Source organism: Pseudomonas baetica, from assembly GCF_051216495.1.
Taxonomy (GTDB): Bacteria; Pseudomonadota; Gammaproteobacteria; order Pseudomonadales; family Pseudomonadaceae; genus Aquipseudomonas; species Aquipseudomonas baetica_B.
Genome location: NZ_JBPKAM010000095.1, coordinates 1 through 23803 on the forward strand (window position 1 = coordinate 1; position 23803 = coordinate 23803).

The 23803-nt window shown below is 61.9% G+C and carries 22 protein-coding genes; 1 reads left to right on the forward strand and 21 read right to left on the reverse strand.

What is annotated here, in order from left to right; all coding sequences use genetic code 11:
- Positions 1 to 80: 80 nt before the first annotated feature.
- The 3 genes from ACSFE6_RS25220 to ACSFE6_RS25230 form a co-directional block, all read right to left on the reverse strand.
- The gene (locus tag ACSFE6_RS25220; RefSeq protein WP_435430127.1) at positions 81 to 3755 is read right to left on the reverse strand and encodes a translocation/assembly module TamB domain-containing protein; all 3675 of its coding nucleotides are present in this window, start codon (positions 3753 to 3755) and stop codon (positions 81 to 83) included.
- A complete protein-coding gene (locus tag ACSFE6_RS25225) occupies positions 3752 to 5479 on the reverse strand; it encodes an autotransporter assembly complex protein TamA (RefSeq protein ID WP_435430128.1) in 1728 nt (575 codons plus the stop codon). Before ACSFE6_RS25225 ends, ACSFE6_RS25220 begins: the two co-directional genes overlap by 4 nt.
- Positions 5480 to 5557: 78 nt before the next feature.
- Positions 5558 to 6208: a GNAT family N-acetyltransferase gene (locus ACSFE6_RS25230; protein ID WP_435430129.1), complete on the reverse strand. Its 651-nt coding sequence runs from the start codon at positions 6206 to 6208 to the stop codon at positions 5558 to 5560.
- A gap of 261 nt (positions 6209 to 6469) precedes the next feature.
- Between ACSFE6_RS25230 and xthA the strand changes: the two genes are divergently transcribed.
- Entirely contained in the window at positions 6470 to 7282 is an 813-nt protein-coding gene (gene xthA / locus ACSFE6_RS25235; RefSeq protein WP_435430130.1) for an exodeoxyribonuclease III, read from the forward strand.
- Between the two features lie 710 nt (positions 7283 to 7992).
- Here xthA and ACSFE6_RS25240 read toward each other — a convergent pair.
- From ACSFE6_RS25240 to ACSFE6_RS25325, 18 genes are all read right to left on the reverse strand, one after another.
- Positions 7993 to 8856, reverse strand: coding sequence for a CsgG/HfaB family protein (locus ACSFE6_RS25240; protein WP_435430131.1), 864 nt, complete (start codon positions 8854 to 8856; stop codon positions 7993 to 7995).
- Positions 8857 to 8886: 30 nt separating this feature from the next.
- Positions 8887 to 9303 carry a curli assembly protein CsgF gene (locus tag ACSFE6_RS25245; RefSeq protein ID WP_435430132.1) on the reverse strand — a complete coding sequence of 139 codons (417 nt, stop codon included), beginning with the start codon at positions 9301 to 9303 and terminating at the stop codon, positions 8887 to 8889.
- Positions 9300 to 9689 (reverse strand): curli production assembly/transport protein CsgE, encoded by a 390-nt coding sequence (gene csgE, locus ACSFE6_RS25250; RefSeq protein WP_435430133.1) that lies wholly within the window; start codon positions 9687 to 9689, stop codon positions 9300 to 9302. The genes ACSFE6_RS25245 and csgE overlap by 4 nt, the downstream gene beginning before the upstream one ends.
- The gene (locus tag ACSFE6_RS25255) at positions 9686 to 10225 is read right to left on the reverse strand and encodes a type II secretion system protein (protein ID WP_435430134.1); all 540 of its coding nucleotides are present in this window, start codon (positions 10223 to 10225) and stop codon (positions 9686 to 9688) included. The genes csgE and ACSFE6_RS25255 overlap by 4 nt, the downstream gene beginning before the upstream one ends.
- A complete protein-coding gene (locus tag ACSFE6_RS25260; RefSeq protein WP_435430135.1) occupies positions 10200 to 10574 on the reverse strand; it encodes a type II secretion system protein in 375 nt (124 codons plus the stop codon). The genes ACSFE6_RS25255 and ACSFE6_RS25260 overlap by 26 nt, the downstream gene beginning before the upstream one ends.
- A 3-nt stretch (positions 10575 to 10577) precedes the next feature.
- Positions 10578 to 11051, reverse strand: a complete 474-nt coding sequence (locus tag ACSFE6_RS25265) for a type II secretion system protein (protein ID WP_435430136.1) — start codon at positions 11049 to 11051, stop codon at positions 10578 to 10580.
- A 2-nt stretch (positions 11052 to 11053) separates the two neighbouring features.
- A complete protein-coding gene (locus tag ACSFE6_RS25270) occupies positions 11054 to 12922 on the reverse strand; it encodes a secretin N-terminal domain-containing protein (protein ID WP_435430137.1) in 1869 nt (622 codons plus the stop codon).
- Complete coding sequence (locus tag ACSFE6_RS25275; RefSeq protein ID WP_435430138.1) at positions 12919 to 13437, reverse strand: hypothetical protein; 519 nt, start codon at positions 13435 to 13437, stop codon at positions 12919 to 12921. The genes ACSFE6_RS25270 and ACSFE6_RS25275 overlap by 4 nt, the downstream gene beginning before the upstream one ends.
- Entirely contained in the window at positions 13437 to 13985 is a 549-nt protein-coding gene (locus ACSFE6_RS25280) for a GspMb/PilO family protein (protein WP_435430139.1), read from the reverse strand. Before ACSFE6_RS25280 ends, ACSFE6_RS25275 begins: the two co-directional genes overlap by 1 nt.
- Positions 13972 to 14529, reverse strand: a complete 558-nt coding sequence (locus tag ACSFE6_RS25285; protein ID WP_435430140.1) for a PilN domain-containing protein — start codon at positions 14527 to 14529, stop codon at positions 13972 to 13974. Before ACSFE6_RS25285 ends, ACSFE6_RS25280 begins: the two co-directional genes overlap by 14 nt.
- Position 14530: 1 nt before the next feature.
- A complete protein-coding gene (locus tag ACSFE6_RS25290) occupies positions 14531 to 15334 on the reverse strand; it encodes a hypothetical protein (protein WP_435430141.1) in 804 nt (267 codons plus the stop codon).
- Entirely contained in the window at positions 15315 to 17021 is a 1707-nt protein-coding gene (locus ACSFE6_RS25295; RefSeq protein WP_435430142.1) for a GspE/PulE family protein, read from the reverse strand. The genes ACSFE6_RS25290 and ACSFE6_RS25295 overlap by 20 nt, the downstream gene beginning before the upstream one ends.
- Positions 17022 to 17105: 84 nt before the next feature.
- Positions 17106 to 17642 (reverse strand): response regulator, encoded by a 537-nt coding sequence (locus ACSFE6_RS25300; protein ID WP_435430143.1) that lies wholly within the window; start codon positions 17640 to 17642, stop codon positions 17106 to 17108.
- A gap of 222 nt (positions 17643 to 17864) precedes the next feature.
- Positions 17865 to 18818, reverse strand: coding sequence for a peptidylprolyl isomerase (locus ACSFE6_RS25305; RefSeq protein WP_435430144.1), 954 nt, complete (start codon positions 18816 to 18818; stop codon positions 17865 to 17867).
- Positions 18819 to 18831: 13 nt separating this feature from the next.
- Positions 18832 to 20382 (reverse strand): cytochrome c/ABC transporter substrate-binding protein, encoded by a 1551-nt coding sequence (locus tag ACSFE6_RS25310; protein WP_435430145.1) that lies wholly within the window; start codon positions 20380 to 20382, stop codon positions 18832 to 18834.
- Between the two features lie 9 nt (positions 20383 to 20391).
- Complete coding sequence (locus tag ACSFE6_RS25315; protein WP_435430146.1) at positions 20392 to 21030, reverse strand: SCO family protein; 639 nt, start codon at positions 21028 to 21030, stop codon at positions 20392 to 20394.
- Positions 21027 to 21680 carry an SCO family protein gene (locus tag ACSFE6_RS25320; RefSeq protein WP_435430147.1) on the reverse strand — a complete coding sequence of 218 codons (654 nt, stop codon included), beginning with the start codon at positions 21678 to 21680 and terminating at the stop codon, positions 21027 to 21029. The genes ACSFE6_RS25315 and ACSFE6_RS25320 overlap by 4 nt, the downstream gene beginning before the upstream one ends.
- Before the next feature lie 12 nt (positions 21681 to 21692).
- Complete coding sequence (locus ACSFE6_RS25325; RefSeq protein ID WP_435430148.1) at positions 21693 to 23645, reverse strand: cytochrome D1 domain-containing protein; 1953 nt, start codon at positions 23643 to 23645, stop codon at positions 21693 to 21695.
- Between the last annotated feature and the right edge of the window lie 158 nt (positions 23646 to 23803).

Sequence of the window (23803 nt, forward strand, 5' to 3'; positions counted from 1 at the left end):
CTCCCACAGGTACAGCGTGATCCTTGTGGGAGCGAGCCTGCTCGCGAAGAAAGCGACTCGGTTTTGGAGGGAACGGGAGGTTAGAAATCCCGCTTGTAGAAGATGTCCAGCGAACTGGCCACGCCGCCGGCGGCTTCGAGGTAGACCTTTTTGCTCAGTTTGTAGCGCAAGGCAATGGTGTTGGCCGGCTCGAATACGCCGACGCCGTAACGCAGGCTGAGCTTCTCGGAGAGGTTGCCGCTGGCGACCACGCTGGTGGCATTGCCACTGCCCTCGGTGTCGAGCTGGAAGTCCTCGATGCCCAGGTTCTTAGCCAGGTTGCCGGTTACCCCGGAGCTGCCCATCAAGCCCAACCCGAGCGCGGCCTGGGCGAGCATGTTGTTGTCCTCGCCGTTGGTGCTCAGCGGACGCCCCAGGACCAGGTAAGACAACGCCTGCTCCTGGCTCATGGCCGGTTCGGAGAAAATCTGCGTGGTGGGCTGCTCGGCGCTGCCGCTCAGGCGAATGCCGGCGATCACGTCGTCAGTCTGGCGAATCGCTTCGATATCCAGGTACGGCTGATCGATGGGGCCGGCAAACAGCAGCCGCGCACGACGTACTGTCAGGCGTTGACCGTAGGCGCGGTAACGTCCGTCGTTGAGCCAGAGCTCGCCACGGGTGTCGAGGTTGTCGCCGATGTGCACATGACCTTGCAGGTTCGCCGTCAGGCCAAACCCGGCAAAGGCCAATTTGTCTTCACCCACCACCACATCGATGTCCATCACCGTGGCCATCGGCGGTTTGCCCTCTTCGGTCTGCTGGCCGACGATCACTGTGTCATCGGAGACCTTGACCGTCGACGGCGGCAGCTCGCGAATGGTGATATCGCCCTTGGGCACGTGCACTTTGCCGGCGACGGCCAGCTTGTCGTCTTTGATCGAGATCTTCAGGTCCGGTGCCACTTCGAGCTTGGCATACGGTTCGACGGTGACCGGCAATTGCGAGCCCTTGAGCGCCAGGTCCACCACCAGCGCCTGGCCCCAGGCGACATCGCCAGTCAGACTGCCCTGCCCGGCCTTGCCGCTTTTCCAGTCGCCGTTGAGCTGCACGGTTTCACCGGCAATGACCGCCCGCAGTTGCAAGGCTTTAATCTCCATCGGCAACTCAGGCCCGGAGACTTCGCCGTCACTGAGCAGCAGATTGCCGTTGACCTGCGGCGCCAGCAGCGTGCCTGCAATCGTGCCGCTGCCGTTCAAGCGGCCGGTCAGTTTCTCGACCATGGGCACGAACGGGCGTGCCACCGACAGGTCCAGGCCCGTCAGGCGGAACGATCCGGTCAGCGGTTTGTTTTTCGGCAGCGGATTGATCTGCGCCTGCACCATTAGTTCGCCGAGCTTGCCACCGACGAAATTCAGGTCGGTGTCGATGCGCTTGGGCGTGAGCTTGCTGGTGAGGTTCAGGGTCTGGTACGGGAAGTCCAGCCATTGATCCTTTTCCTTGACCCGCAAGGTGCCGCCGCTGGCGTCGATGCTGATCTGGCCATTCGGACCGCTGGCCGGCACGTCCAATTGCACGTCGGCATTGAGACGGCCCTGCCAGGCGAAATCTTTCGGCAACCACTGCGCGAGGCTGTCGATGGGGAATTGCTTGAGGTGATAACGCAGCTTCGGTTCCGGCATCAGGCGCTGGTCTTCGCCGCACAGGCTGGCCGGGCCGGACATCCAGCAATGGGCGCCGAAGTTGATTTTACCGTCCGCCAGCCGTTCCAGCTTCGCCGGGCCTTGCAGCTTCCAGTCTTGGCCACCGGCCTGGATATCGCCGCTGGCCAGACGGCCGCGCCAGTTGCCTTTGTCCAGCGCGCCATCGAAGCCCAGGGCCAGCTTCAGCTTCGGTCCTTGCAGATCGAGGCTCAGCTTCTGGTTTTTGATGTCGCCCTGGCCGCTGGCGGTCAGGGTGCCGAGCGAGGTATCGCCGGTCTGGATGCCGCTGCCCTTGAGGTCGATTTTCGCCCGCTGCGCACTGTCGAGGGTGGCATCCAGGTTGACGCTTTGCAGGCGATGCTCGGCAAACGCCAGTTGCGAACCTTGCAACCCAAGCTTGCCTTGCGGGGCTTTGAGCGTGCCGGCGACATCGACGCGTCCGTTGATCTGGCCACGCAGTTGCGGCCAGAGTTGGGCGAGTCGCGGCAGCTTGATGTCGATCTGCCCGGCGAGTTTCTGCTGCAGGCTGCCCTTGCCGTTGATGCTGTTGTCGCCCAGGCGGATTTGCAGCGCATTGAGGTTCCATTGCTCGCCGCCGCCATCGGCCTTGGCTTGCAATACGGCGGGTTGGCCACGCAGCTTGCCCTTCAAATCAAGGTCGGCGCTCAGGCTGAGCTTTTCATTCTTCATCTCGCCTTTGCTGCGCAACGGTCCGGCGAGGGTGCCCGGCAACTCCGCAACCCAATACGCCGGGTTGATCGCTGACAGGTCCAGCGCGGTGTCCCAGGCAATGCCATCGGCGAATTGCAGGTTGAGGTGCCCTTCGGCCTTGCCTTGCCCGGCGGTCAGTTGAATTTGTTGCAGATAGATTTTCGTCAAGTCGCCGGCGAATGGGCTGGTCAGGGTGAAGGCACCCGCTGGCCCGTCCGCCGCGGCGTCGAAGTGACCGAGGTACTTGCCATCGGTGTAGGACACTTCGCCCTTGAAGGTGCGCAAGGTGACTTCCGGTTCGTCGATCACCGGGTAGAGGCGATGCCAGGGAAAGTCCAGCCAATCGACTTTCGCGTCCGCGGTGAAACCCTTACTCCAATTCAACTGCCCGGTGAGCTTGAGGCTTTGTTTGTCGTTGGCCGTCAGGTCCAGCGCGGCGATCTGCGCCCCGTTGGCGTCGACCTTGCCTTGCAACACCAGCGCTACCGGGCCTTGTTCGGCGGGCAACGTCGCGTTGCCGAGCAGCTGATAACCGTTTTTCAGGTCGCCTTCACCGCTAAGTACCAGTTGATTGAATTGCAGGGTGTCCGGTAGGTCCGCGTCGGGTTTGAAGCTGTCAGCGGTGATTCGCACCTTGGCCGGCAGGTTTTCCACCAACGGTTGCAGTTCGCCGGTCAGTTGCCCGTTGAGGTAACCGCTGCTGTTGGCTTTCAGGTTCAGGGTTTTCAGCAGGTCGCCGTCGACTTGCAGGGCCAGCGTCCAAGGCTCGGTGCCCGGAGCCGGCAGGGTCAGTGTGCCTTCGGCCTTGAGCGGCCAGTTACCGGTGGGTTGCAGCAAGCCGGACAGGTTCAGGCTCAGCTCATCACGCTGCAATTGCACCGAGTCGATCTGCATGCCCTTCTCGGTCCAGTGCGCCGCCAGTTGCAGGCCCTTGAGCTGTTCGCTGCCGTTGAACAGTAGACTGCCGACCTGAATGTCGCCAAGTTCCAATGCGACGGGCAGCTTCAAGTCCGGAAGGCTAATCGGCCCGCTGTCTGGCTGTTCGTTGCTCGGGGGGATTTGCAGGCTGACCTGATCGGCCTTCAACTGCTCGATGCACAGGGTCATGCGCGTCAGGCATAGCGGTGACCAGGCGAAGATCACTTTATTCAACTCGACCCGGTCGCTGCCCTGTTGCCACAACACGTGGTCAGCGCTCCACTGGCCGCCGAGGCGGCCCTGGAAATTATCCAGAGTCAGACCCGGCACAAACCCCAGCGCCCAGCGACTGCCCGCCGCCGTACCCAGTACGCTGGTCAGTGTCAGGGTGATCAGCAACACCAGCGCCAGTATCGCCAGCAGCGTTATTTTCAAAGCACGCGTCACAGCTCTGGCCCCATGGAAAAGTGCAATCGAATACCGCCATCGTCGTCCAGCGCATGGGCCAGGTCGAGGCGGATCGGGCCTACCGGCGACACCCAGCGCACGCCAATACCAACCCCGGTCTTGAGACTCGGCAGATCCAGGTTATTGAAGGAGTTGCCCTGGTCGACGAAGGTCGCGACCCGCCATTTCTCGGCGACGGAGTATTGGTACTCAGCGCTGCCGGCGACCATATAGCGGCCACCAATGCGGTCGCCCTGGTTGTTTTCCGGGGACAGGCTCTGATAGTCATAACCACGCACGCTCTGGTCACCGCCGGCGAAGAAACGCAGCGAGGGCGGTATCGAGTTGAAGCCGTTGGTGGCACTGCCGCCGACCTGCACCCGACCGAGCAAGCGGTGCTTGTCGAAGACCGTGGTCAGGCCTTTGACCAGTGCCGTGCCATACAACACATTGCTGTCCGAGCCCAACCCTTCCTTGGCGACGCGGGTTTCGAAGGCCAGGCGATATCCGTTATGCGGGTCGATGCGGTTGTCGCTTTTCAGGTACGTATAGCTCACGCCGGGCATCAACAAGGTACTGAGCCCGGAGTCGTCGCCGAGCCGGTATTCCTCTCGCTGCCATTTGAGCGAGACCACTCGCTGCCAGCCGCTGGGCAATTTGCTGTGCCATTCCGGGCCGACGGTCAGCAGCTTGCTGAGGCTGTCCTTGTCAGCGATTTCTTCGTTCTGATAGCCGCCGGCGAAACGCAGTTTGTCCGTCAGTGGCGGATCCAGCGGAATGTCATAAAACAACCCGACGTTTTGCCTTGGCGCCGAGACTTCGGTCTCCCAGCCGTAGCTGTGGCCCTGCGGATTAACCCAGTGCCGGGTCCAGTTGGCTTTCACCCGTGGCCCGACGTCGGTGGAGTAACCAAGGCCCAGGCCCATGGTCCGTGGCTTGCGGGTGTCGAGCTTGACGTCCACCGGAATGACGTCGTTTTTGGAAGCCGTGGGCGCCGCATCGACCCGCACGCCTTCGAAATAGCCGCTCGATTGCAGCGCCTGGCTGAGCTCGGCAATCAGTTCGGAGTCATAGGGCGTGCCGGCCTTGAACGGCACCATGCGTTGCAGCAGGTCTTCGTCGAACGGCGTGTCGCCTTCGAAACTGACCTTGCCCAGGGAGTAACGCGGACCGCTGTCGTAGATCAGCTCGATGTCGGCCACGCCGGCCCGCGGATCGACCGACAACTTCGAGCGGGTGAAATGGCCGCTGAAAAAGCCGTAGCGCGAGGCCTGGTTCTGGATCAAGCGCTTGGCGTCATCGTACTGGCCATGGTTGAGCACCGCGCCGGTTTGCAGGGCATGGCCCTTGGGTACGCGAAAGGCTTTGAGGGACGCCGCCGGGCCGTCGATGCGGATGGTGACGTTGCGCAAATGCACCGGTTCGCCAGGATCGATGGTGAGGATCAGGCGCGGCGTTTTGCCGCCCTTCACGTCGCTGTCGATCTGCGGTTGGTAATAACCCAGGGCCTGGGCGGCCTTGCGCGCCTGTTCCTCGGCGCCACGACTGAAGCGCAGCAAGGCTTCTTCGTCACGATCGCCGAGACTGCCGATATAGCCCTCTATATTGGCTTTCAGTGCATCGTTGGACGGTTTGATCCGCACATCCAATTCACTTTGGGCCAGTGCCGCGCAGCTGCTGATCAGCATGAGCACGCCACTGGTAATTCTTCCTGGAAACTTCATAGGCGCGGATGCTATCACGTGATGGCTTGTAAACATCGGAAGGGTGATAGAACCTGGCGCGCCCGGAAAGTTCGACACTCAAGCCGTGGCGGTTTGCACCACCTGGGGATTGGCGTGGAAAAACACATGCTCGCGCACAGGTCCTACCGCCACTTCGCCGATCTCCTCATAGCCCTGACGCTTGTAGAACTCCAGATACCGCGCATCCCCGGTATCGAGAACCACCCCCTGTGAGTTTTCATCCACCGCGCACCAGTTGTGCACCGCTTGCAGCAACTGCTCGCCGAAGTGTTTGCCCTGGAACTGCGGATGTATCCCCAGCAACGGCAAGACATGCACCGAGTCGGACGGCGCGCAGGCGGCGACCGCTTCGTGATACTCAAGGTAGCGACGGGTGCAACGAAAACCCGTGCTGAGCACCATGCGCAAACGCCAGGCCCAACTTTCGGTGATGCCCAGCCGGCGCTGCGGCGGCGCGATCAGGGCGATGCCGATCAAGCGGTCGTTGACCAGCAGGCCGATGGCCGGCAAGTCCTGCAGAAAGTGTTGCAGAACCAGTTCCCGCACAGTCGCGCGCACCCGCTGCTCATAGCCGGGACGCTCCGATTCGAACAGGTAGCTGAACGTCGGTTCGTGCCGGTAAGCCTGGTACAACAGCGAACGCGCTTCGCGGGAATAGCCGCTGTCGAGCATATGAATATCGGCAATGGCGGTAGACGTTTCGGGCATGACGGTTGATCTCCCCGGCGCGGCGCGGGTGGCTGCGCTCTTTCTTATGGGTTCGAGCCTGGCGGTGACAAATGGCATGGTGAAGACAGTTGCTCCCACAAAGGTATAGACCAGACTCGAAACCTGTGGGAGCGAGCCTGCTCGCGAAAGGGCCAGCACTGTCGATGAAGATCTGACAGAACATGGCAATTCCTCTCACCCCACCACTGGCCCCATTCGGACATGTCAGCTAGCATCGCCCTTTTGCCAGGACTGCCGACCATGAAGATTGTCTCCTTCAACATCAACGGGCTGCGTGCCCGTCCCCATCAGCTGGCGGCGCTGATCGAAAAACATCAGCCCGATGTCATCGGGCTGCAGGAAACCAAGGTCCACGACGACCAGTTTCCACTCGACGAAATCAAGGCTCTGGGCTACCACGTGTATTTCCATGGGCAAAAGGGCCATTACGGCGTCGCCCTGCTCTCGCGCCAGGAGCCAATGGCCCTGCACAAAGGTTTCGCCACCGATGAAGAAGACGCGCAGCGACGCTTCATCTGGGGCACGTTCGCCGATGCCAATGGCGTGCCGGTGACCATCATGAACGGCTATTTCCCACAAGGCGAAAGCCGCGACCACCCGACCAAGTTCCCGGCCAAGGAGCGTTTCTACAGCGATTTGCAACAATTGCTGGAGAGCCAGTTCAAGAATGACCAGGCACTGGTGGTCATGGGCGACGTGAATATTTCCCCGGAAGACTGCGACATCGGCATCGGACCGGACAACATGAAGCGTTGGCTGAAAACCGGCAAATGCAGCTTCCTGCCGGAAGAACGCGAGTGGATGGCCCGCTTGAAAAACTGGGGCTTGGTGGACAGTTTCCGCCACCTGAACCCGGATGTGGCCGACCGCTTCAGCTGGTTCGATTACCGCAGCCGCGGATTCGAAGACGAGCCCAAGCGCGGGCTGCGCATCGACTTGATCCTGGCGTCCCATGGCCTGCTGCCACGAGTCAAGGACGCAGGGGTGGACTACGAACTGCGCGGCATGGAAAAACCGTCGGATCATGCGCCGATCTGGCTTGAACTGAGCTGATCCAAAGTTCAATGCATCCCTGTGGGAGCGAGCCTGCTCGCTCCCACAGGCGCTCAGCCCTGCGGATCGAGATTATCCAGTGCCCAATTCTCCGCCAGCATGATTAGGCGATGTAGCCTTGCTCCGGCCCCCGGGAAATTTCCTGCAACCACAAAACCCCTGTGGCGAGCGAGCTTGCTCGCGCTGGGGCGCGGAGCGACACCGAAATCAGGCGATACGGTTTAGGTAGGCACACCCCAGGGAATGGATTGACGACTGCTGCGCAGCCGAGCGGGAGCAAGCTCCCTCGCCACAAAAGGCGGTTCGACACCTGAGATTTTCGTCGAAAGTCAGGCCGCTATCGCGGGCAAGCCCGCTCCCACAGGGGGACTGCGTACATCCACCAAACAGGTCGAGTGTCAGCGAGGGGCCGGACGCTGGGGCAAAGCCTTTTGGTTCCTTTTTGCTGGGCCGGCACTCCGGCGTTTGAAAAAGGGACTCGCCGTAAGGGCGAAACCATAAGTGGCCGTTACCGCAGCAATGGATATGTACTCGATCAAGCAAACTCAGGTCGGCCCGAAGGCCGCCTTCGCGAGCAAGCCCGCTCCCACAGTAGATCGAGTACATCTGCAAAATAAGGTCGGCTGGCCGGCCGCCTTCGCGAGCAGGCTCGCTCCCACAAGGGGATCGGGTACATCCGTGAAATCAGGTCGGCCCGAAGGCCGCCTCGATTATTCTTGTTCCTCTGGCACTACCTTGGCCTGCGTCAGGTACCGATCCAGCGTCTCGTCCGCCTGGGGCGTCGAGCTATCCCCCGCCACCTGCCACAACCGCCGCTCGATCCCCTGCGCCAGCAGATGCCCGACCGCCGCCTCGATCGCCGACAGCACGCACAACTGCGCCGGTTCGTTGGTGGTGTAGCCGACCTCGGCCTCAAGCAACTTCTTGAACTCGATGAACTTGAACACCCCGGCACTACGGGCCACGGAGTAGATGGTCTTGCTGGTCATCACGTTGGCCAGCACCTGCCCGCTGCGTACATCCACGGCCCGCAAGTTGATCGTGACCTGATCCACGCGATACTCCCGGGCGATGTCGATACCCAGGTAGCGCGCCCCTTCCCCGCCGCTTTTGACGTTGGTGTCATAAGCGATGATCCCGCCTTCGAGCATCATGTTTGCCGCTTGCAGCGGTGGCAGTTCAGACTGGATGTTTATCGGGGTATTGGGCTTTTTCTGCGAGGCGCGGATGATCTTGCGCTCGGTCAGCAGGTTCTGCAGCCCTTCGCGCTCCAGCACCACGAACCAGCCGCTGGCCTGCATGGCGTCCATCAACATGCTCGCCGCGCCCTGGGTGACGCTGGTGGAAAACGAGCTGGCCGGGGTCGGTTTGTACTGGCCGGTCTGGTCACGGAAGCCGTAGACCACCGCCATCAACCGCCCCTTGGGACGTGGCATGTTGATCAGGTCGTAGTAGGTCGAGGCCCTGGGGGTCAGGGTCGGGATTTTTGAGTCCTGCTCTGCCGGCAAAGGCTCGCGCAGTGCGCAACCTTGTAATGCCGCCAACATCAGCCCTAGCGCTATTATTTTTTTCATGTCCTTAACTCCCCATCAACCCGGTCCGAATCAGTTCAGGCCGTTCACCTTGATTTCCGACAGCTCGCCAGTAGCCCGGTCGGTCACTTCAATCGTCAGTTGCCCTGAGTCGTCGACGACGTTGACGATAAACGCGTCAGTCGACAGGCTTCCGGTGTTGCCGGTGGAGATGTTGTCCATCAATTGCCCCAGCAACCGCGATTGCAGCTGCGCGGTAAAGCGGTCCAGGGCCGAGGTCCCGGTCGCGGTGGTGCGGTCTTTCAAATCCGGGTCGTCGTAGTCGTTCTGCGCCTGGGCGTTGTTGAGCAGCCAGGTACCGTTCAACGGATTACCACCGAACGCAGGGTTGACAGGCGTGTAGACCAGTTCCGTGGCCTGGACCAGTGCGCAGCCGCCAAGGCCCAGCAAGCACAGACCGGTGCGTTGCACAATTGTTTTCGTTTTCATAGTTCGTCCCTCTCAAGGTCCGTTGTGTCCTGCAACAAGGCTTCCAGCTTGCGCTGTGTAATCTGCCCGCGTACCCAGTCGGCGGCGGCATAGGCCTCGTCCTTGAGTTCCACGGTGTTCGGCGGCAGGAAGCGCCGATAAACCAAACGTTGTCGATATTCCACGGTCACCAGGCTGCCCCAGCGAGCCGAAGGTCGTTCGCGTACCACCAGGTTGAAATCCATCGGGCTGGTGGCGCGCAGGCGTTCACTGAACGAGTAGTAAAAGTCGTGGCCGATGTGCGAAATCGTGTCGTCGATGATGAAACCGAGCATTTCGTCCTCTTCGGCCGCCGAGGCCATGGAGGTGCTTAACACCAGGATCAACGCCAGGCAGAAGCGGTTCATGGCTGCAACGCCTCGGGCGCGGTGGACTGGCCTTTGACCGGGCCAGAGGCACCGTCGGTAAAGGCTTTCTCGGCCACGAACTGCCAGTCCTTGTAACTGGCCATACCGTTGAAGTCGGACCACTGCGCAGGAAAGTCAGTCTGCTTCAGGGGTTTGTCCGTGGACGGACTGCTGACGCCGGTGATACGTCCGTCGAAACCGCGCATCAGGAACCATTCGCCACCGCCAATCGGGTCCGGATAGAGCTGGCGGATATGATGTTTGGCGCTGGGAAAACGCTCGTCCTGCAGCAGGTCGGCGAGTTCCTTGGGGTACTGGGCCAGGCCAGGCGAGCTGCGGTAGTAGCTGCGCAGTGCCTGGGCGTATTGGGTGCCAACCCACAGCAATTGGCGTTCGCGGTCGCGCTTGGCGGCGGTGGCCCACAATTCGCCGGCACTGGCCAGGCCCATGCCCATCACCATGATCAGAAACAGCACACCCAGGTAGGTGAAGCCGTCCTCCGCGCCCGGTTTACCACTCGGAATAAAGGCTGCCATCACGCGCCCTCCCTGTGGCACCGCTCTTGATATCGGCTACCCCGCCGGCCACGCCTTCAGGCGGTGCCACCAGGACCCAGGTGTCCTTGCGTTCGGCGATCGGGTCCATGGGCGAGCTGCGCAGGTAGCGCAGTTCCACCAGTTGATCGAGGGAATCGGGATAACGCCCGGTGTCGCCGTAGTAGTGATCCAGCGCTTCGCGCATCGCCGACAGGCTCTGGCGCAGGGTGGTCTCTTTCGAGGCCTCCAGGCTGTTGAAATAACGGGGCAAGGCAATGGTCATCAGGGTGGCGATGATTGCCATGACCACCATCAGTTCCAGTAGGGTAAAACCCTTTTCCCGGCGCATATCTCACCACTCCCGGTAGGCGATGCCGTTGAGGCCTTTGCCCCGGGCCTTGGAGTAAACGTCGAAGACGTCCTCGCCATCCCGTGGGTTTTCAGCCGAACTGTCATAGGAGCGCAGGCCCCAGCCACCTTCGTCGTCACGCTTGGCCACCGCCAGCGGGTCATGGGGTATGCGCCGCAGGAAATAGAACTTGGCACCCTTGGCACTGCGCACGTCCCGTACACCATCGACCAGCACTTTCAGGTTCGGCGGGTAGCCGCTGCTGTTGAGCGACTTCTCGATGTAGCCGGCGTCGAAAGCGCGCTTGTAGGCGTCGATGGCATCGCGGATCTGGTACAGCGCGGTGCGCAGATCCTGCTCTTTGCCCCGGCGCACCACGGTCTCGGTCAGCGGTGCGGCCATGCCGGCCAGCAGGCCGATCAGGGCCAGCGTCACCACGACTTCGATCAGGGTAAAACCGCGTTGCGAGGCGTTCATGATCAAGGCTTCCCGACGGTGACTTGTACGTTGGTGGCGACTGGCTGACCGAGGGACTTGGGTTGAACCGAAGGCTTTGTTTGAACCGTAGGCACAGGCTCTACCGGGGTCTCCAGCCGGCGATCCGGCGCCTGGATGTGCATGCTGGTTTCCGTGCCGGTCGTGAACTCCATGTCCGACGGGCTCTGGTAAGGCAGGTTGCGCACCACTCGAGGCGTGATCGACAACACCAGCTCCGACTTGCCGACGGTGTCCTTGTTGCTGCCGAACAGGCGGCCCAGCCCCGGAATATCGCCAAGGCCCGGGATCTTGTTGCCGGTGGCGCCATGGTCGTTGCGCATCAGGCCGGCGAGGATCTGGGTTTCGCCGTCGTGCAGACGCAGGGTGGTCTGGGCGTTGCGGGTATCGACCTGTACCGGGATCGTGCCCTGGCGGGTCGGTTCCAGCGGCGTGGCATTACTGACCTCCAGCGCCACCTTGATCGCCACTTCGTTGTTCAGGTGTACAGTCGGCTGCACTTCCAGTTTCAGACCGACATCGAGGTAAGTCACGCTTTCGGTGATCACCGGTCCCTGGGTGGACGGTACCGAGGTGGCGCTGATGATCGGTACGCGCTGACCGATGTGGATGCGTGCCTGTTCGCGGTTGCTCACCCGGATCACGGGGCTTGCCAGGGTGTTGATGTCGTTGTCCTGGGCGTTGATCTTGGCTTGTGGCGAAGGCGAGATGGTGATCCGGCTGGAGTCGATGCCCTTGAGCTGATCGAGAATGGTCACCGCCGAACCGTCGCTGTTGACCACACCGAAAGTGTTCGGCCATTGCAGGCCAAGGTCGAGGATGCGCTGGGTGGCGACTTCCATCACTTCCACTTCCAGCACCACTTCAGGGTTGGACTGGTCTTGCGATTGCAGGAGCTTTTCCGCCATGCGGATGGCGTCGCCGGTGTCGCGCATGGTCAGGGTGTTGAGGCGTTCATCGACGAACACGTCGCGGGTCTTGAGCATGGTTTTGACCATGTTCAATGCGGTGTTGGCATCGATGCTGGTCAGGTAGAAGGTACGCATCACCAGCTCTTGATAGTCCTTGAGCTTCTGCGGCGAATCCGGGTAGATCAACAGGGTGTTTTCGTTCACCACCTTCTGGTGCAGCTGGTTCTGTTGCAGCAGCAGTTCCACGGCGTCTTCGATGCGCACGTCACGCACGAAAATGGTGGCTTTCATGTCCGGACGCAGGTCCTTGTCGAAGATGAAGTTCAGGCCGGCGACCTGGGACAGCACTTCGAAGATGGTCTTGAGGTTGGCGTCGCGAAATTCCAGGGTCACCGGCTTGTCCAGGCGGGTGCGCAGTTGCGGGTACTGGACCACGTTGCGGCTCTGAACCAGGCGGATATTGCTTTGCAGTTCCAGGGCGCCTTCGTTGTTCGGGTCCAGCTCCAGGATCTGTTTCACCTGGCGGTCAGCACCGTAGATGTCGCCGCGACGCAGGTCGCCACGGGCCAGTTCGAGTTTTTCATCGAGGCTGCGCATGTGATCGAGTTGGCGGATGGAGTCCTGGGCTCGGCGGTTGTTCGGCTCGATGGTCAACACCCGGCCGTAGGTCAGGCGTGCCGAGGCGAAGTCACGCTGAGTACGTTCCAGGTCGCCCTGGGCCAGCAGCGCCGTGACCGCCCGGGCCCGCCCGCTGGTCAGCGCCAGGTGCAGCTCGGTATCACGGGGATTCTCCCGAATCCCTTCCTCGAGCCGGGCCAGGCCGGCTTCGTACTGACCCGAGGCCATCAGGTCAGTGCCTTCATCCTTGGCAACCTGCGCCGAGCTGCAAGCGGCCAGCCCCGCACAGAAACCAATGCTCATCAGCAACCGGGATTTGTTCATTGCGCGCTCCCTACAGACAGAGTCTGGGACAAATGCAGAGGCAGATAGACCAGGCTCAATTCCATGTCGGAAATCCGCTCGATCTTCCATGTTGCGTCGATCACATCCCCTTTGCGCACGACGTAGATTTTTTCGCCGTTCTGCAGGAAAACCTGCAGGTCGGTACGGTCATCCATCCGACCGATAAACTGAAAAGGCATGGGCGGTACAGCGGGGGCCTGCACCACCGGGGCGACGTTGACGGGTTGTTCGGTGACGCTGGCCAGGGTCGGCGCCTTTTTCCAGCTGCGGGAGGCGAACAGGTCGCCGGCCGGGCTCAGGTCCTTGATCGCCACCGGCGCACCGGACGCTTTGGCCGCTGGCAGCGCACCGCCGGCCTTGGCCTTGGCGGGAGTGGCCACGACGGCCACTTCGACCTCGGCGTCGTCGGCCGGTTTGAAGGCATCGGAGAACCAGGTCAGCGCTGCCGCTGCACCGAGGAACGCCACCCAACCCACTGCTCGTTTATTGTTCATCATGACCTCGACAGGTAAAGGGTCATGCGGATCCGTCCGTTAAGGTCGGTGTCGGCGATTTTCTTGCGCTGCAATTCCAGGTCTTCCACCACCACCGCCGGCAACTGGCCGAGCAAGGCGTGCATGAAGCGCCGCAGTTGCGGGTAGCTGCCACGCACCGGCAGCAGGATCTGATAACGGGCCAGATGGGTCTTGGGGTCGATACCCAGGGAGTACTCGCCCCGTGACAGGGTGATGCGCTCCTGGGCAGCCAGCGCGTAGATCTTGTCGATGGCCACGGTGGCCTGGGGTTGCGATGGCAGCTTGCTGCGGAAATCATCGAGCTGGCGCTGCGGCACCACTGGCGCGGCCACCGTGCCGTCCTCGACCTTCGCCAGGTACTCGCGGGCTTCGCGAGTCTGCTGGCTAAGGCTTTGCAGCGATTGCCAGTCCGGCAGCAGTCCCGCCAAGCCCCAGGTCAGCGCCATCACCACCAGGGCCAGACCTGCCAAGCCAGGAACGCCCAGGCTTTGCAGGTATTCGCGGACGATCAATTTAGGGATTTGCATCGCCGATCTCCCAGGTGGCCGACAGGTTGAACCGGACCGGTTGCTCCGGCACGTTGGCGACGATTTCGTGACTCAGCAGCGACACGTCGGACAGCTCGTCGGTGGCTTCCAGGCGTTGGTGGAAATCAAGCATGGCTTCCAGGTCCCGCGCCTCGGCACTGATCCGCACCTGGCCCTTGCGGGCATCCGGGGTCAGCGTCAGCAAGGCGACGTTTTCGCGGGGCATGGCTTCGAGGGTGGCGAACAGGCGTTCCCAAGGGCGGCGCAGTTGTTGCGAAACCTTGCGCATTTCCGCCAGGTTCTGTGCCTGCTCGCGGGTTTCAGCCGGGGTCAGGCTGATCTTGGTGCCAGTGCCGGTACCGGTATCGCCACTGAGGACGCGCTGGGTGGTTTGCAGGTGACCTTGCTGCTCTTCGGCCTTACCGCTGAGGTGTTGCTGAATCACGATGCAGGTCAGCGCCAGTACCACGCCACCGGCCAGCAGGCTCCAGCCCAGGGGCGTCGAGCGGCGGCGTGGCTGAAAGTCGAGCATCAGGGCGCGCATGTCAGGCCACCGCCCGGGACATGACGTACAGGCAATCGTGTACGGCAGTCCGGTCCTCTTCGAGAGTTCGCAGGTGCACACCCGGTACTTCAGGGTGCGAGTCGATGCGCGCCGGGGCGTGCAGGTAAACGTTCAGTGGCCGTTCGCTGGTGGACGCCTGCAATTGGCTTTCGCGACCGATCAGTGCGGTCAATGCGGCATCGCTATCGCCACTGCCCACCGAACGCACCGAGGTCCAGCGTCCATCGCGGGCCACCAGCATCACGCTGCGCACCGGTTCCGCGACCACGAACAGGAAGTCCCCGGTGTCGAAGCTTTTATCGAAATGGTTGAAGGCGGCCATCAGGTACGGTTGCACCGAGCGAAGGCGCAGGCCACGTCCGCTGACCAGGGTGCGCAGGCGCTCCAGCAAGTCTTGGGGAAGTGCCGTGGCGATGCGGTCGTGGCCGGCAGGCTCGGCCGAAATCACCAGGTTCCAGGGTTGGTTCGGTACCCCGTACAGGTCTTCCAGGCACAGTTGCGCGAAGCCTTGCAGTTCGTCAGGGCTGCTGATCTGCTCGCTCCAGGGCACCAGGCAGAAGCGGCTGAAGTGGCCGGAGATCACCACGGTCAGCTCGCTACCTGCACGGGCATGTTCGCCCAGCAGGCGGTCGAGGGTTTCCAGGGCCACGCTCCAGGCCTGGAAGCCTTCATCGATGTAGCCGACGCTGCCCAGCCACAGGGTTTGATTGCCCTGGCGCTGGCCGAGGCCGACACCACTGGCGCCGAGGACGGCGACATAACGCTCACGAGATAAAAGTGACACGATTGATCTCCTCGAGAGTGGTCCGGCCTTGTTGCACCAGTTCCAGCGCGGATTCGCGCAACAGGCGCAAGCCACGTTTACAGGCGTGGGCCTTGATTTTCGAAATGGGTTGGCGTTCGACGATCATCTGCCGCAATTCATCGTCCAGGTGCAGCAGCTCGGCGATCGCGCTGCGACCGCGGTAGCCGGTGCCACGGCAATGACCGCAGCCCTTGCCATGGACGAAGTGGTAGTGGGCAACCTGTTGCGGATCGAGCCCCGAGGCTTCCAGTTCTTCTTCGCTCGGGGTGTAGGCAGTACTGCAACTGGCGCAGACCAGGCGAATCAGGCGCTGGGCCAGCACGGCATTGAGCGCGGAAACCAGGCTGTAAGGGTCGATTTCCATCTGGGTGAAACGGCCGATCACGTCGAACACGTTGTTGGCGTGGATGGTGGTGAACACCAGGTGACCGGTGAGTGCCGATTGCACGGCGATCTGCGCGGTATCGGGGTCGCGGATTTCACCGACCATGATCTTGTCCGGGTCATGGCGCAGGATCGAGCGCAAGCCGCGGGCGAAGGTCAGGCCTTTCTTTTCGTTGACCGGGATCTGCAGCACACCCGGCAGTTGATATTCCACCGGGTCTTCAATGGTGATGATCTTGTCCACGCCGTGGTTGATCTCGGTGATCATCGCGTACAGCGTGGTGGTCTTGCCGCTACCGGTCGGGCCAGTCACCAACACCATGCCGTAGGGTTCGGCGGCCAGGCGACGCAGTTGGCGCAGGGTTTCCTCTTCGAAGCCCAGTGCCTGCAACTGCACACCGCAGACCTTGTCGGCCAGGTCCTGTTTGTCGAGCACCCGCAGCACCGCGTCTTCGCCGAAAATGCTGGGCATGATCGACACCCGGAAGTCGATCTGCCGGCCGTTGATTCCGATCTTGAAGCGACCGTCCTGGGGGACGCGTTTCTCGCCGATGTCCAGTTCGGCCATGACCTTGACCCGGGAGATCACCTGTTCGGCGAACTCGCTGCCCTGGATCTTGCTGATGTTGTTCAACACACCATCGATGCGGTACTTGATCACCAGGCCGCTGCCGGTGGTGCCCAGGTGAATGTCGCTGGCGTGCATTTTCAATGCGTCATAGAGGGTCGAGTTGACCAGCTTGACCACCACGCTCGAGTCTTCGCTGATGCTGGTCAGGGACAGGCTTTGCAGGTTATCGATTTCGGTGTTGGCGTCGGACTGGGCGTTGAGCGATTCCACCGCGTGGAAGCTCTCTTCGTGACGCGCCAGGTAGGCTTTCAGGTCGTCGGCGTGCACCAGGTACAGTGGCGCGCCATGCAGGCAGTCGTCGATCCAGGCCAGGCGGGCCGTGTCGAAGGGGTCGGCAAATACGCCAATGACCGCGTCGTCGTGACGCAGCAGGATGAATTCGCGCTTGAGGCATTGGGCCAGGGTGACCCGATCGAACACCGGCGTGGATTGAAACAGGCTGTCGGTGTCGAGCACCGGATAATGCAGGGTGGTGCCCAGGCATTGAATGAAGGGCATGGGGTCCAGTTCGCACAGTTCCCCGAGGGCTTCCAGGACTCGCTCGCCGGAAGCGGCAGCCAGGGATCGTGCCTGGGCCAATTGCTCACTGGTAAACCGGGTCGGTACACACTCCAGCGGCACTGCATCGACGACAAGGGATAGACGGTCCATGGTTTGCTCTCCAACGCCCGGGGCTTTGAGCCCTGTCGGCGCGGCGAGCAATCGCGGCGGGTGCCGGAACGTCTTGTCGCGCCATTACTCCCCGGTGAGCAATTGTTCGTCGTCTGGCGCTTTGGAAGCCGATGTATTGTTTCGTCGGCGATCCGCGAGCACCCAACTACCGTCGTACAACTGCAGCGGGAAACTTTCGGTCCTGCTCTGGCGTCGTTCGACAAAGCCTTCGGAACTGCTCACGCCCGTTTTGGGTTCGCGCTCCACCCCCAGAAGATCGCAGACTGCACGGGCCAATTCCGCCAACGGAAACGGTTTGAACAGGATGTGGCTGACTCCCAGTTGCCGGGCCCTTTCGCACACTTCTGCGGTGGGGTGCCCTGTGATCAGCACAAAATGACACTTCCTGTTCTGGCGGACGGCATCGAGCACCTGAAAGCCTTCCATGTCGGGCAAACGGTAATCGAACACCATCACATCGGGTGAAAAGCGTTCGGCCTCGCCGATCGCGGTCTCACCGTTGTGAGCTATCCGGACTTCCAGCGCTTGCGCCTGCAGGTAACCCTGGAGGTTTTCCGCTAGCAGCTGTTCGTCTTCAACAACCAGTACTTTGTTTAACAAGGTGGACTCCTTGAAACCGCAGGTCCGAATACCGAACCTGGTAGAGTGCGCGCCTTACAAGGTCTAACGCACACTTCATGCCAGGCTGAGCGCCGGTGGTTTTATCGCTTCATGTCCTTGAATTTAAAAACAATGCCCTTTTCGTCCACGTACCCCACCCCCAAAAGCGGGGAAAACCGAACGGGTGTGCATTGAACCTTTCCCCCACTTTTGGGGGACCGTTCATTCGTCATCGATCCGTTCGATCCGGTTGCTGGAACGCAGCTGTGCCAGAACCTGCAGACGAGCCTGAACCTGTTTCTGTCGGACAAGGTACGCCCGTACCATGTCAAGTCCTTGCTCCTCTGTGACATCCGCTGCCTCCATTCGGTTCTCTAAATAAATCAAATGCCAACCCACCGATGTGCGTACCGGCTCGCTGACCGCGCCCGGCGCCAATGCGAAGGCTGCCGCCTCGAACTCCGGCAGCATGCGCCCACGGGAAAAGTAGCCCAGGTCGCCGCCTTGGCTGGCCGAGGCGTCTTCAGAGCTGTCGCGGGCAACGCTTGCGAAGTCTGCCCCCTGTCCGATTTTTTTACGGATTGCCTCCAAGCGTAGTCTCGCAGCTTCAACAGTGGAAGCCTCCGCTCCCTGAGGCACTTTGATCAGGATATGCCTGACCTGGACTTCCTCGGGCCGGTTCATCTCGGCGCGGTGCTCTTCAAAAAACGCCCGGACCTGTTTTTCCTCCGGTTCGCCGACCTTGGTGAGTTCACTGAACACCTGCTGCGCCGCCAGATCACGGCGGGTGTATTCGATGTAAGCGGCCTCATCGAAACCGGCATCTTCCAGGCGCCGGGCGAATACTTGAGCACCGCCCATGGTCTGACGTGTCTGGTCCACCTGGCTTTGCACCGTGGCGTCACTGATCACCACGCCTCGCTTGACGGCCTCCTGCCAGAGCAGCTCCTTGTCGATCAAGGCGTCCAGCGCCGCTTTGCGCAGCTGTTTATAGGCGCTGGGGCTGCGGATGCTGGCGACCGCCCGGCCCTGATCTTCAAGGTATTCGGCGAAATAGCGCTCCAGGCGCATCTGGCTGATTTCCTCGCCATTGACCCGTGCTGCAATCTGGCCATTGCTGCAAAAGGCCGTTGGCACCCACAACGTCAACAGAACCAGCAAAGCGTTGAGTTTCATGTTCAGCCTCCAGTCAAGGCAGGGCGGCAATGGGTTTGTAAGGGGCAACCAGAAAGAAGCGCTGGTCGGGCAAGTCCACGGTGACCACATGGGCGCCGTTCAGGCCCAGGCGCCGGCCCGGTCCGAAGCTGATCAGCGGCGTCAGGCCGGTATCGAAGTCATGCAGGCCCTCCAGGGCACTGACCAGTTTTTCACGGCTGGCATCTCGCCCGGCCTGCTTCATGCCTTCGCTGAGCAGCATCATCGAACTGAATGCGCCGACTTGCAGCACCGCGTGTTCACCGCCCAGGCGTTGGCGTTCACGCAATTGGGTCAGGGCCTGGCGCCCGGCCAGGGTCCAGTCGCTGGGCACGAACGGATACGCCAGGAACACCCGTCGGGAAAAATCCCTGGGCATTTGCTGCAGGTCGCCGGCAACCTGGTTCGACGCGGCAAACAGATAAGGCACCTGCCCTGCCGTCTGCAGGCGTTCAGCCAGGTGACGGAAACCGCTGCTGCTGCCCAGGTAGAACACCGACCGAGAGCCCAGCGGCAATTCATCCTGCGCCGACTGATAGGCCTGCAGGCGCACTTTCTGCCAGGCGTTGTCTTGCAGGTACTGCGCGAGTTTCTCCGCGGCTTGCTGTTGACCTGGCTCGTTTGGGTAAGCGATCAGCGTCGGTCCTTGCAACACCCGCAAACTGGCGGCGGCGTAATTGGCCAGGGCAATCATCTGTTCGCGCAGCCCCGGCAGCGGTTCGAAGATCTGCCGGCCAACTTGCGCCGTCCCCTGCAGCGATAGCGGCCCGATCAAGGGCACGCCGGCCTGTTCCAGGCGTGGCGCCAGCTCGGTATCCAGTGCTGGTGCCAGCGGGGCAACCAGGGCGAACACCTGTTCCCGTTCGATCAGTTGATTCAAGGCCTGCTCGGCACTGGCGCGGTCCGGGCCCGGATCGAGGATGGTCAGGCGCAACGCCCGTCCATGAATCCCGCCCGCTTCATTGATGCGCGCCACACAGCCCTTGAGCACCGCCGCCACCGTGGCGCCCTCTTCGCTCAAGGCTCCGCTGCTCGGCAACAACGTGCCCAGGTGCAGGCTGTCGGGGCTCAAGCCCGGGTCGCGGTCTTCGGCCAGACGCTTGAGGTAGGCCGTGAGGTTGCGTTGATCACTCATCGACAGCACGAAGCGCGGCATCGCCGGGTCGAGCCGATTGTTGCCAGGGTCTCGCCCTTGCTCGACCGCCCGCACAAAGGTGCTGTCGGTATAAGCCGGGTACGTGCGTCCATTGACCTGCTGCTGGCCGTAGGTGCTGGTGAGCCGCGACCAGGTCAATTCCGGTGGTCGCACCCCGCCCTCGGGGCGCCCCAGGCCATCGGCACCGTGGCAGTTGGCGCACGGCAGGCTGGTCGCCGGCAGCAACATGCCGGCCGCGCCGATCCGCGCCATGATCGGCTCGCCACTGGCCGATACGCCCTCGCGGTACAAGCGTTTCCCGGCGCTTTCGCTGGGCGTCAGCGGCAACGCCTGGGCGCACAGGCTAACGCTTGCCAGGAGCAAAAGGCCGAGGGTCAGGGTGCTTTTCATAGCGCGGACTCAACGACCGGCCACAGGCATCGTCAGCAACTGCAAGCGCTGAGCAATGGCGGCGGCCGGGGCGTCGGGACGGATTTTGCTCCAGCGTTTGTTGGCCACATCGCCAACGATCAGCTGGGTTGAATGTTGCTCGGGGGTCGGCACGATCTGGCCGATTCGGCTCAATACAAGGTCCATTTGTGCCTTGTCGCCAGTTAGAAAAAACCAGTGGGGCCCATCGACGCCCTGTTTCAAGGTGTAAGCCTTGAGCACCGCCGGCGTGTCGCGCAGCGGATCACTGGTAAGGGAAATAAAGGTGATGCCATCCGCCTTGTCACCCAGCACTTCGCGCACTTGCTTGAGCTTCTGGGTGATCAATGGGCAGGCATCGTTGCAACTGGTGAAAATCACGTTGAGCAGCACCACGCGGTTCTGCAAGGCGTCGCTGTAGAAGCGCAAGGTATTGCCGTTCTGATCCAGCAATGGCGTATCGGTGAACCAGGTTTTTGCATCGCGGGTGCCTCCCGCCGGCTGTGCCGCCACGGCAGGTGCCGCCGCTTCAGGTGCGGTTGCAGGTTGGCCATGCCCTTCATGGGAAAACGCCTGGAAGCTGGTCACGCAAAAACTCAGTGTCAGGAGGGTCAATGCGAGCGCTTTCATGGCTGGTGCTCCATGGCAATGGCGGTGTGCTTGGCGTGGGCGTTGCGCTCGCCACTGAGTTTCTCGACTTCACGGCTGAGCACGGTCGGGTCGGTGAAACCGTAGTAGCGCGTCCAGTGGCGGCTGTTGCCGTCGCCCACCAGAATCAACGGTTGATGGTTTTTGAAGTCGCCGCTGAAGCTACCCAGTCCCTTGAGGGTTTCATTGACCGATTGCGGGGTGCCGGTGAGCCAGCTCCAGCCCGGGCCTTTCTGGAAAGTACGGGCGTAGTCGTTCAGGCGCTTGGCGTCGTCACGCTGCGGGTCGATGCTGATCGACACCAGCTGCACCTCGGTGCCGACCCGTGCCCCCAGTTGTTTCTGCACCTTGCCCATGATCGACGACACCACCGGGCAGACCGTGGTGCAACTGGTGTAGATGAAGCTCATGACTACGATCTTGTTGCTGATCAGGTCTTTTTCCAGGCGCACGGTCTTGCCGTTCTGGTCCACCAGCGCCACGTCGGCGAACTTCACCTGGGCCTTCTCCGAACTGGCGCTTTTGGCGGGTGCGTGGCCCGCATGTTCATCCGCCGAATGAGCCAGCGCCTGGCCGATACCCACGGTCAACAGGCAGAGCGTCAGCAGTCCACGGTGTGCAAATCGATTCATGTCCATGTCCTCTCAATGAGCTTCGCCGGGCAACACCCGAACGCTGGCAAATGTCTGGTCGTCAAAGTTCGCGCCCAGGGAGGCTGCACGCACGTGCAGGTACCAGGCGCCTTTCTGGTCGAGGGTGACCGGGGCTTCGTAAACGCCGTCGCCGACGTCACGCGCCGCGACCCACTGAGGCCGTGAACTCGGTGCCAGGAAGTAGCGCACCTGAACGTCCTTGACCCCACTGCGCTGAACCTTCTGTTTACCCTGGACGATGCGGAAGCGCACGGTGTAAGGGCTGCCCAGGGCGGCGGTGGACTTGTCGAGCATGAACTCCACTTTCGGCACGCCAGCCAGTTGCGGGGTGGCGGTGTTTGGCTCGACCACGGTGCTGAAGCAATGGATGATGTTCGGCTGGTTGAGCAGGAACGCCACGTCGAAACGTCCGGCCGCCGGCAGCTTGATCCGCGCGCTGTACAGTCCCGGCTCGACCTCGCGCAGGCTGCGGTCGATCACCAGGGCCGCCCGCGCCACTTGCCCGCGATTGGGGTAGCCGGACATCGGCGCGTTCATGCCTTCGGCGTAGAAGTAGGTGGTGTTGTCCACCGGGTTGACCACGAACACCGAATTTTCGTCCCGCGATACGCCCAGGCTCGAGGCCAGCGGCAGATCACCGGCCAGCCGTGGCGGCTGGGTACCAGCCTCGAAACCCTGGGTGATCGGCTTGCGACCTTCCCCAAGCGACGCCAGGTTGATCATCGTCACCTTGGACGACGCCAGCCCGCGAACGTAGGCGTAAGCCTTGGTGAACACCACTTGATAGGGTTCGGCGGACACGTCCAGTTCATGGATCAGCGAATCGGTGGCCGCGTCGATCACCGAGGCCTGGTTCTCGAGGGTGTTGAGCACAATGCCGAAACGACCGTCGGCGCTGAACCCCATCGGGCCGAGGCCCTGCTTCACCTTGATCACCCGCCGTACCGACTGGCTTGCGGCATCGACCACCGTGACCGTGCCATCCTTGCCATCAGCCACATAGGCCGCGCCGGACAGCGGCGAGTAAACCACCGACAACGGGTGCGAGCCGGTCTTGAGTTGTTTGATCAGGGTCAGACTGGCGATATCGATGATGCTCAGGGTGCCGTCGTCGCGGTTGGTGACAAAGGCAAACCGGCTGTCCTTGCTGAAGGCGATTTCATGGTGTCCGCCGCCGGTGGCCAGGTGTTTGAGGGTTTTCAGGCTGCCGGTGTCGATCACCGTGACCCCGGATTGCTCCGCCGACTTGGCATTGTTGCCGACCCACAACAGGCGTTCGTCCGGTTGCAGGGCTACTCGCACCGGGTTGTTGCCGGCCGCCACCGAGTCGAGCACCTTGAATCGCTCGCTGTCGATCACCGCGACTTCATTGGCGATCGGCATCGACACGAAGACCCGTTTGTTGTCCTTGGGCGTGACCCAATCCATCGGTGGTTGCTTGATGTCGATGCGCGCCATGGTGCTGGTGATGCCGCCTACGGATACCGACGGATCGACCACCGAAACGCTGGCATCGCGGTTCATCACCAGCAGGAAGTAGCTGTTGAGGTCCAGCAGCGGCCGCGCGCCGATGTTCGATTTCAGGAACACACCAACCCGGGCCTTGCAGCTCTGTTCGCGGCCCTGGGCCTTGTCGGCGACTACGGTTTCCGGGTCGAGCCAGGCGCCGGGGGCGACACCCGCCAACGGTTGACCCGAGGCCTTGTCAGTGACACGGAATTGCACGTCGGCAAATTCACCTTCGCGCAGCACACCATCCTCCGCCAGCGGTCGCACATTGAGCGCCACCGTCACACCGTCACGCTCAAGGGTCTGACCGGTCCAGGTGTTGGGCAGCGCCACCTCGTCGAGCATCACCGGAGGGGATGTCCTCGACACCCCCAACCAGATCAGCCCCACGCCGATAGCCAAGGCGCAACTGGCAAATGTGATGGTCCTGTTCATGCCACTACTCCTCTGTACAGATCCTTGCCGGCCGATGTTGCTCTTTGTGGGAGCGGGGGGGGGGGGGGGGGGGTTCCCCACCCCCCCCACCCCCAACAAAAGGGGTTTCTCCCTGACAGAACACGTTCCCCCAAGGAACACGCACTCCCCCCCTTCTC

What these genes read in the sequence shown, in the direction of transcription:
- ACSFE6_RS25280 (WP_435430139.1), bottom strand. Translation starts at nt 13,985, where the DNA reads ATGCAAATCCCTAAATTGATCGTCCGCGAATACCTGCAAAGCCTGGGC.
- xthA (WP_435430130.1), top strand. Translation starts at nt 6,470, where the DNA reads ATGAAGATTGTCTCCTTCAACATCAACGGGCTGCGTGCCCGTCCCCAT.
- ACSFE6_RS25305 (WP_435430144.1), bottom strand. Translation starts at nt 18,818, where the DNA reads ATGAAACTCAACGCTTTGCTGGTTCTGTTGACGTTGTGGGTGCCAACG.
- ACSFE6_RS25270 (WP_435430137.1), bottom strand. Translation starts at nt 12,922, where the DNA reads ATGAACAAATCCCGGTTGCTGATGAGCATTGGTTTCTGTGCGGGGCTG.
- ACSFE6_RS25315 (WP_435430146.1), bottom strand. Translation starts at nt 21,030, where the DNA reads ATGAAAGCGCTCGCATTGACCCTCCTGACACTGAGTTTTTGCGTGACC.
- ACSFE6_RS25240 (WP_435430131.1), bottom strand. Translation starts at nt 8,856, where the DNA reads ATGAAAAAAATAATAGCGCTAGGGCTGATGTTGGCGGCATTACAAGGT.
- ACSFE6_RS25260 (WP_435430135.1), bottom strand. Translation starts at nt 10,574, where the DNA reads ATGCGCCGGGAAAAGGGTTTTACCCTACTGGAACTGATGGTGGTCATG.
- ACSFE6_RS25245 (WP_435430132.1), bottom strand. Translation starts at nt 9,303, where the DNA reads ATGAAAACGAAAACAATTGTGCAACGCACCGGTCTGTGCTTGCTGGGC.
- ACSFE6_RS25325 (WP_435430148.1), bottom strand. Translation starts at nt 23,645, where the DNA reads ATGAACAGGACCATCACATTTGCCAGTTGCGCCTTGGCTATCGGCGTG.
- ACSFE6_RS25310 (WP_435430145.1), bottom strand. Translation starts at nt 20,382, where the DNA reads ATGAAAAGCACCCTGACCCTCGGCCTTTTGCTCCTGGCAAGCGTTAGC.
- ACSFE6_RS25275 (WP_435430138.1), bottom strand. Translation starts at nt 13,437, where the DNA reads ATGAACAATAAACGAGCAGTGGGTTGGGTGGCGTTCCTCGGTGCAGCG.
- ACSFE6_RS25265 (WP_435430136.1), bottom strand. Translation starts at nt 11,051, where the DNA reads ATGAACGCCTCGCAACGCGGTTTTACCCTGATCGAAGTCGTGGTGACG.
- ACSFE6_RS25225 (WP_435430128.1), bottom strand. Translation starts at nt 5,479, where the DNA reads ATGAAGTTTCCAGGAAGAATTACCAGTGGCGTGCTCATGCTGATCAGC.
- csgE (WP_435430133.1), bottom strand. Translation starts at nt 9,689, where the DNA reads ATGAACCGCTTCTGCCTGGCGTTGATCCTGGTGTTAAGCACCTCCATG.
- ACSFE6_RS25255 (WP_435430134.1), bottom strand. Translation starts at nt 10,225, where the DNA reads ATGGCAGCCTTTATTCCGAGTGGTAAACCGGGCGCGGAGGACGGCTTC.
- ACSFE6_RS25295 (WP_435430142.1), bottom strand. Translation starts at nt 17,021, where the DNA reads ATGGACCGTCTATCCCTTGTCGTCGATGCAGTGCCGCTGGAGTGTGTA.
- ACSFE6_RS25320 (WP_435430147.1), bottom strand. Translation starts at nt 21,680, where the DNA reads ATGAATCGATTTGCACACCGTGGACTGCTGACGCTCTGCCTGTTGACC.
- ACSFE6_RS25285 (WP_435430140.1), bottom strand. Translation starts at nt 14,529, where the DNA reads ATGCGCGCCCTGATGCTCGACTTTCAGCCACGCCGCCGCTCGACGCCC.
- ACSFE6_RS25230 (WP_435430129.1), bottom strand. Translation starts at nt 6,208, where the DNA reads ATGCCCGAAACGTCTACCGCCATTGCCGATATTCATATGCTCGACAGC.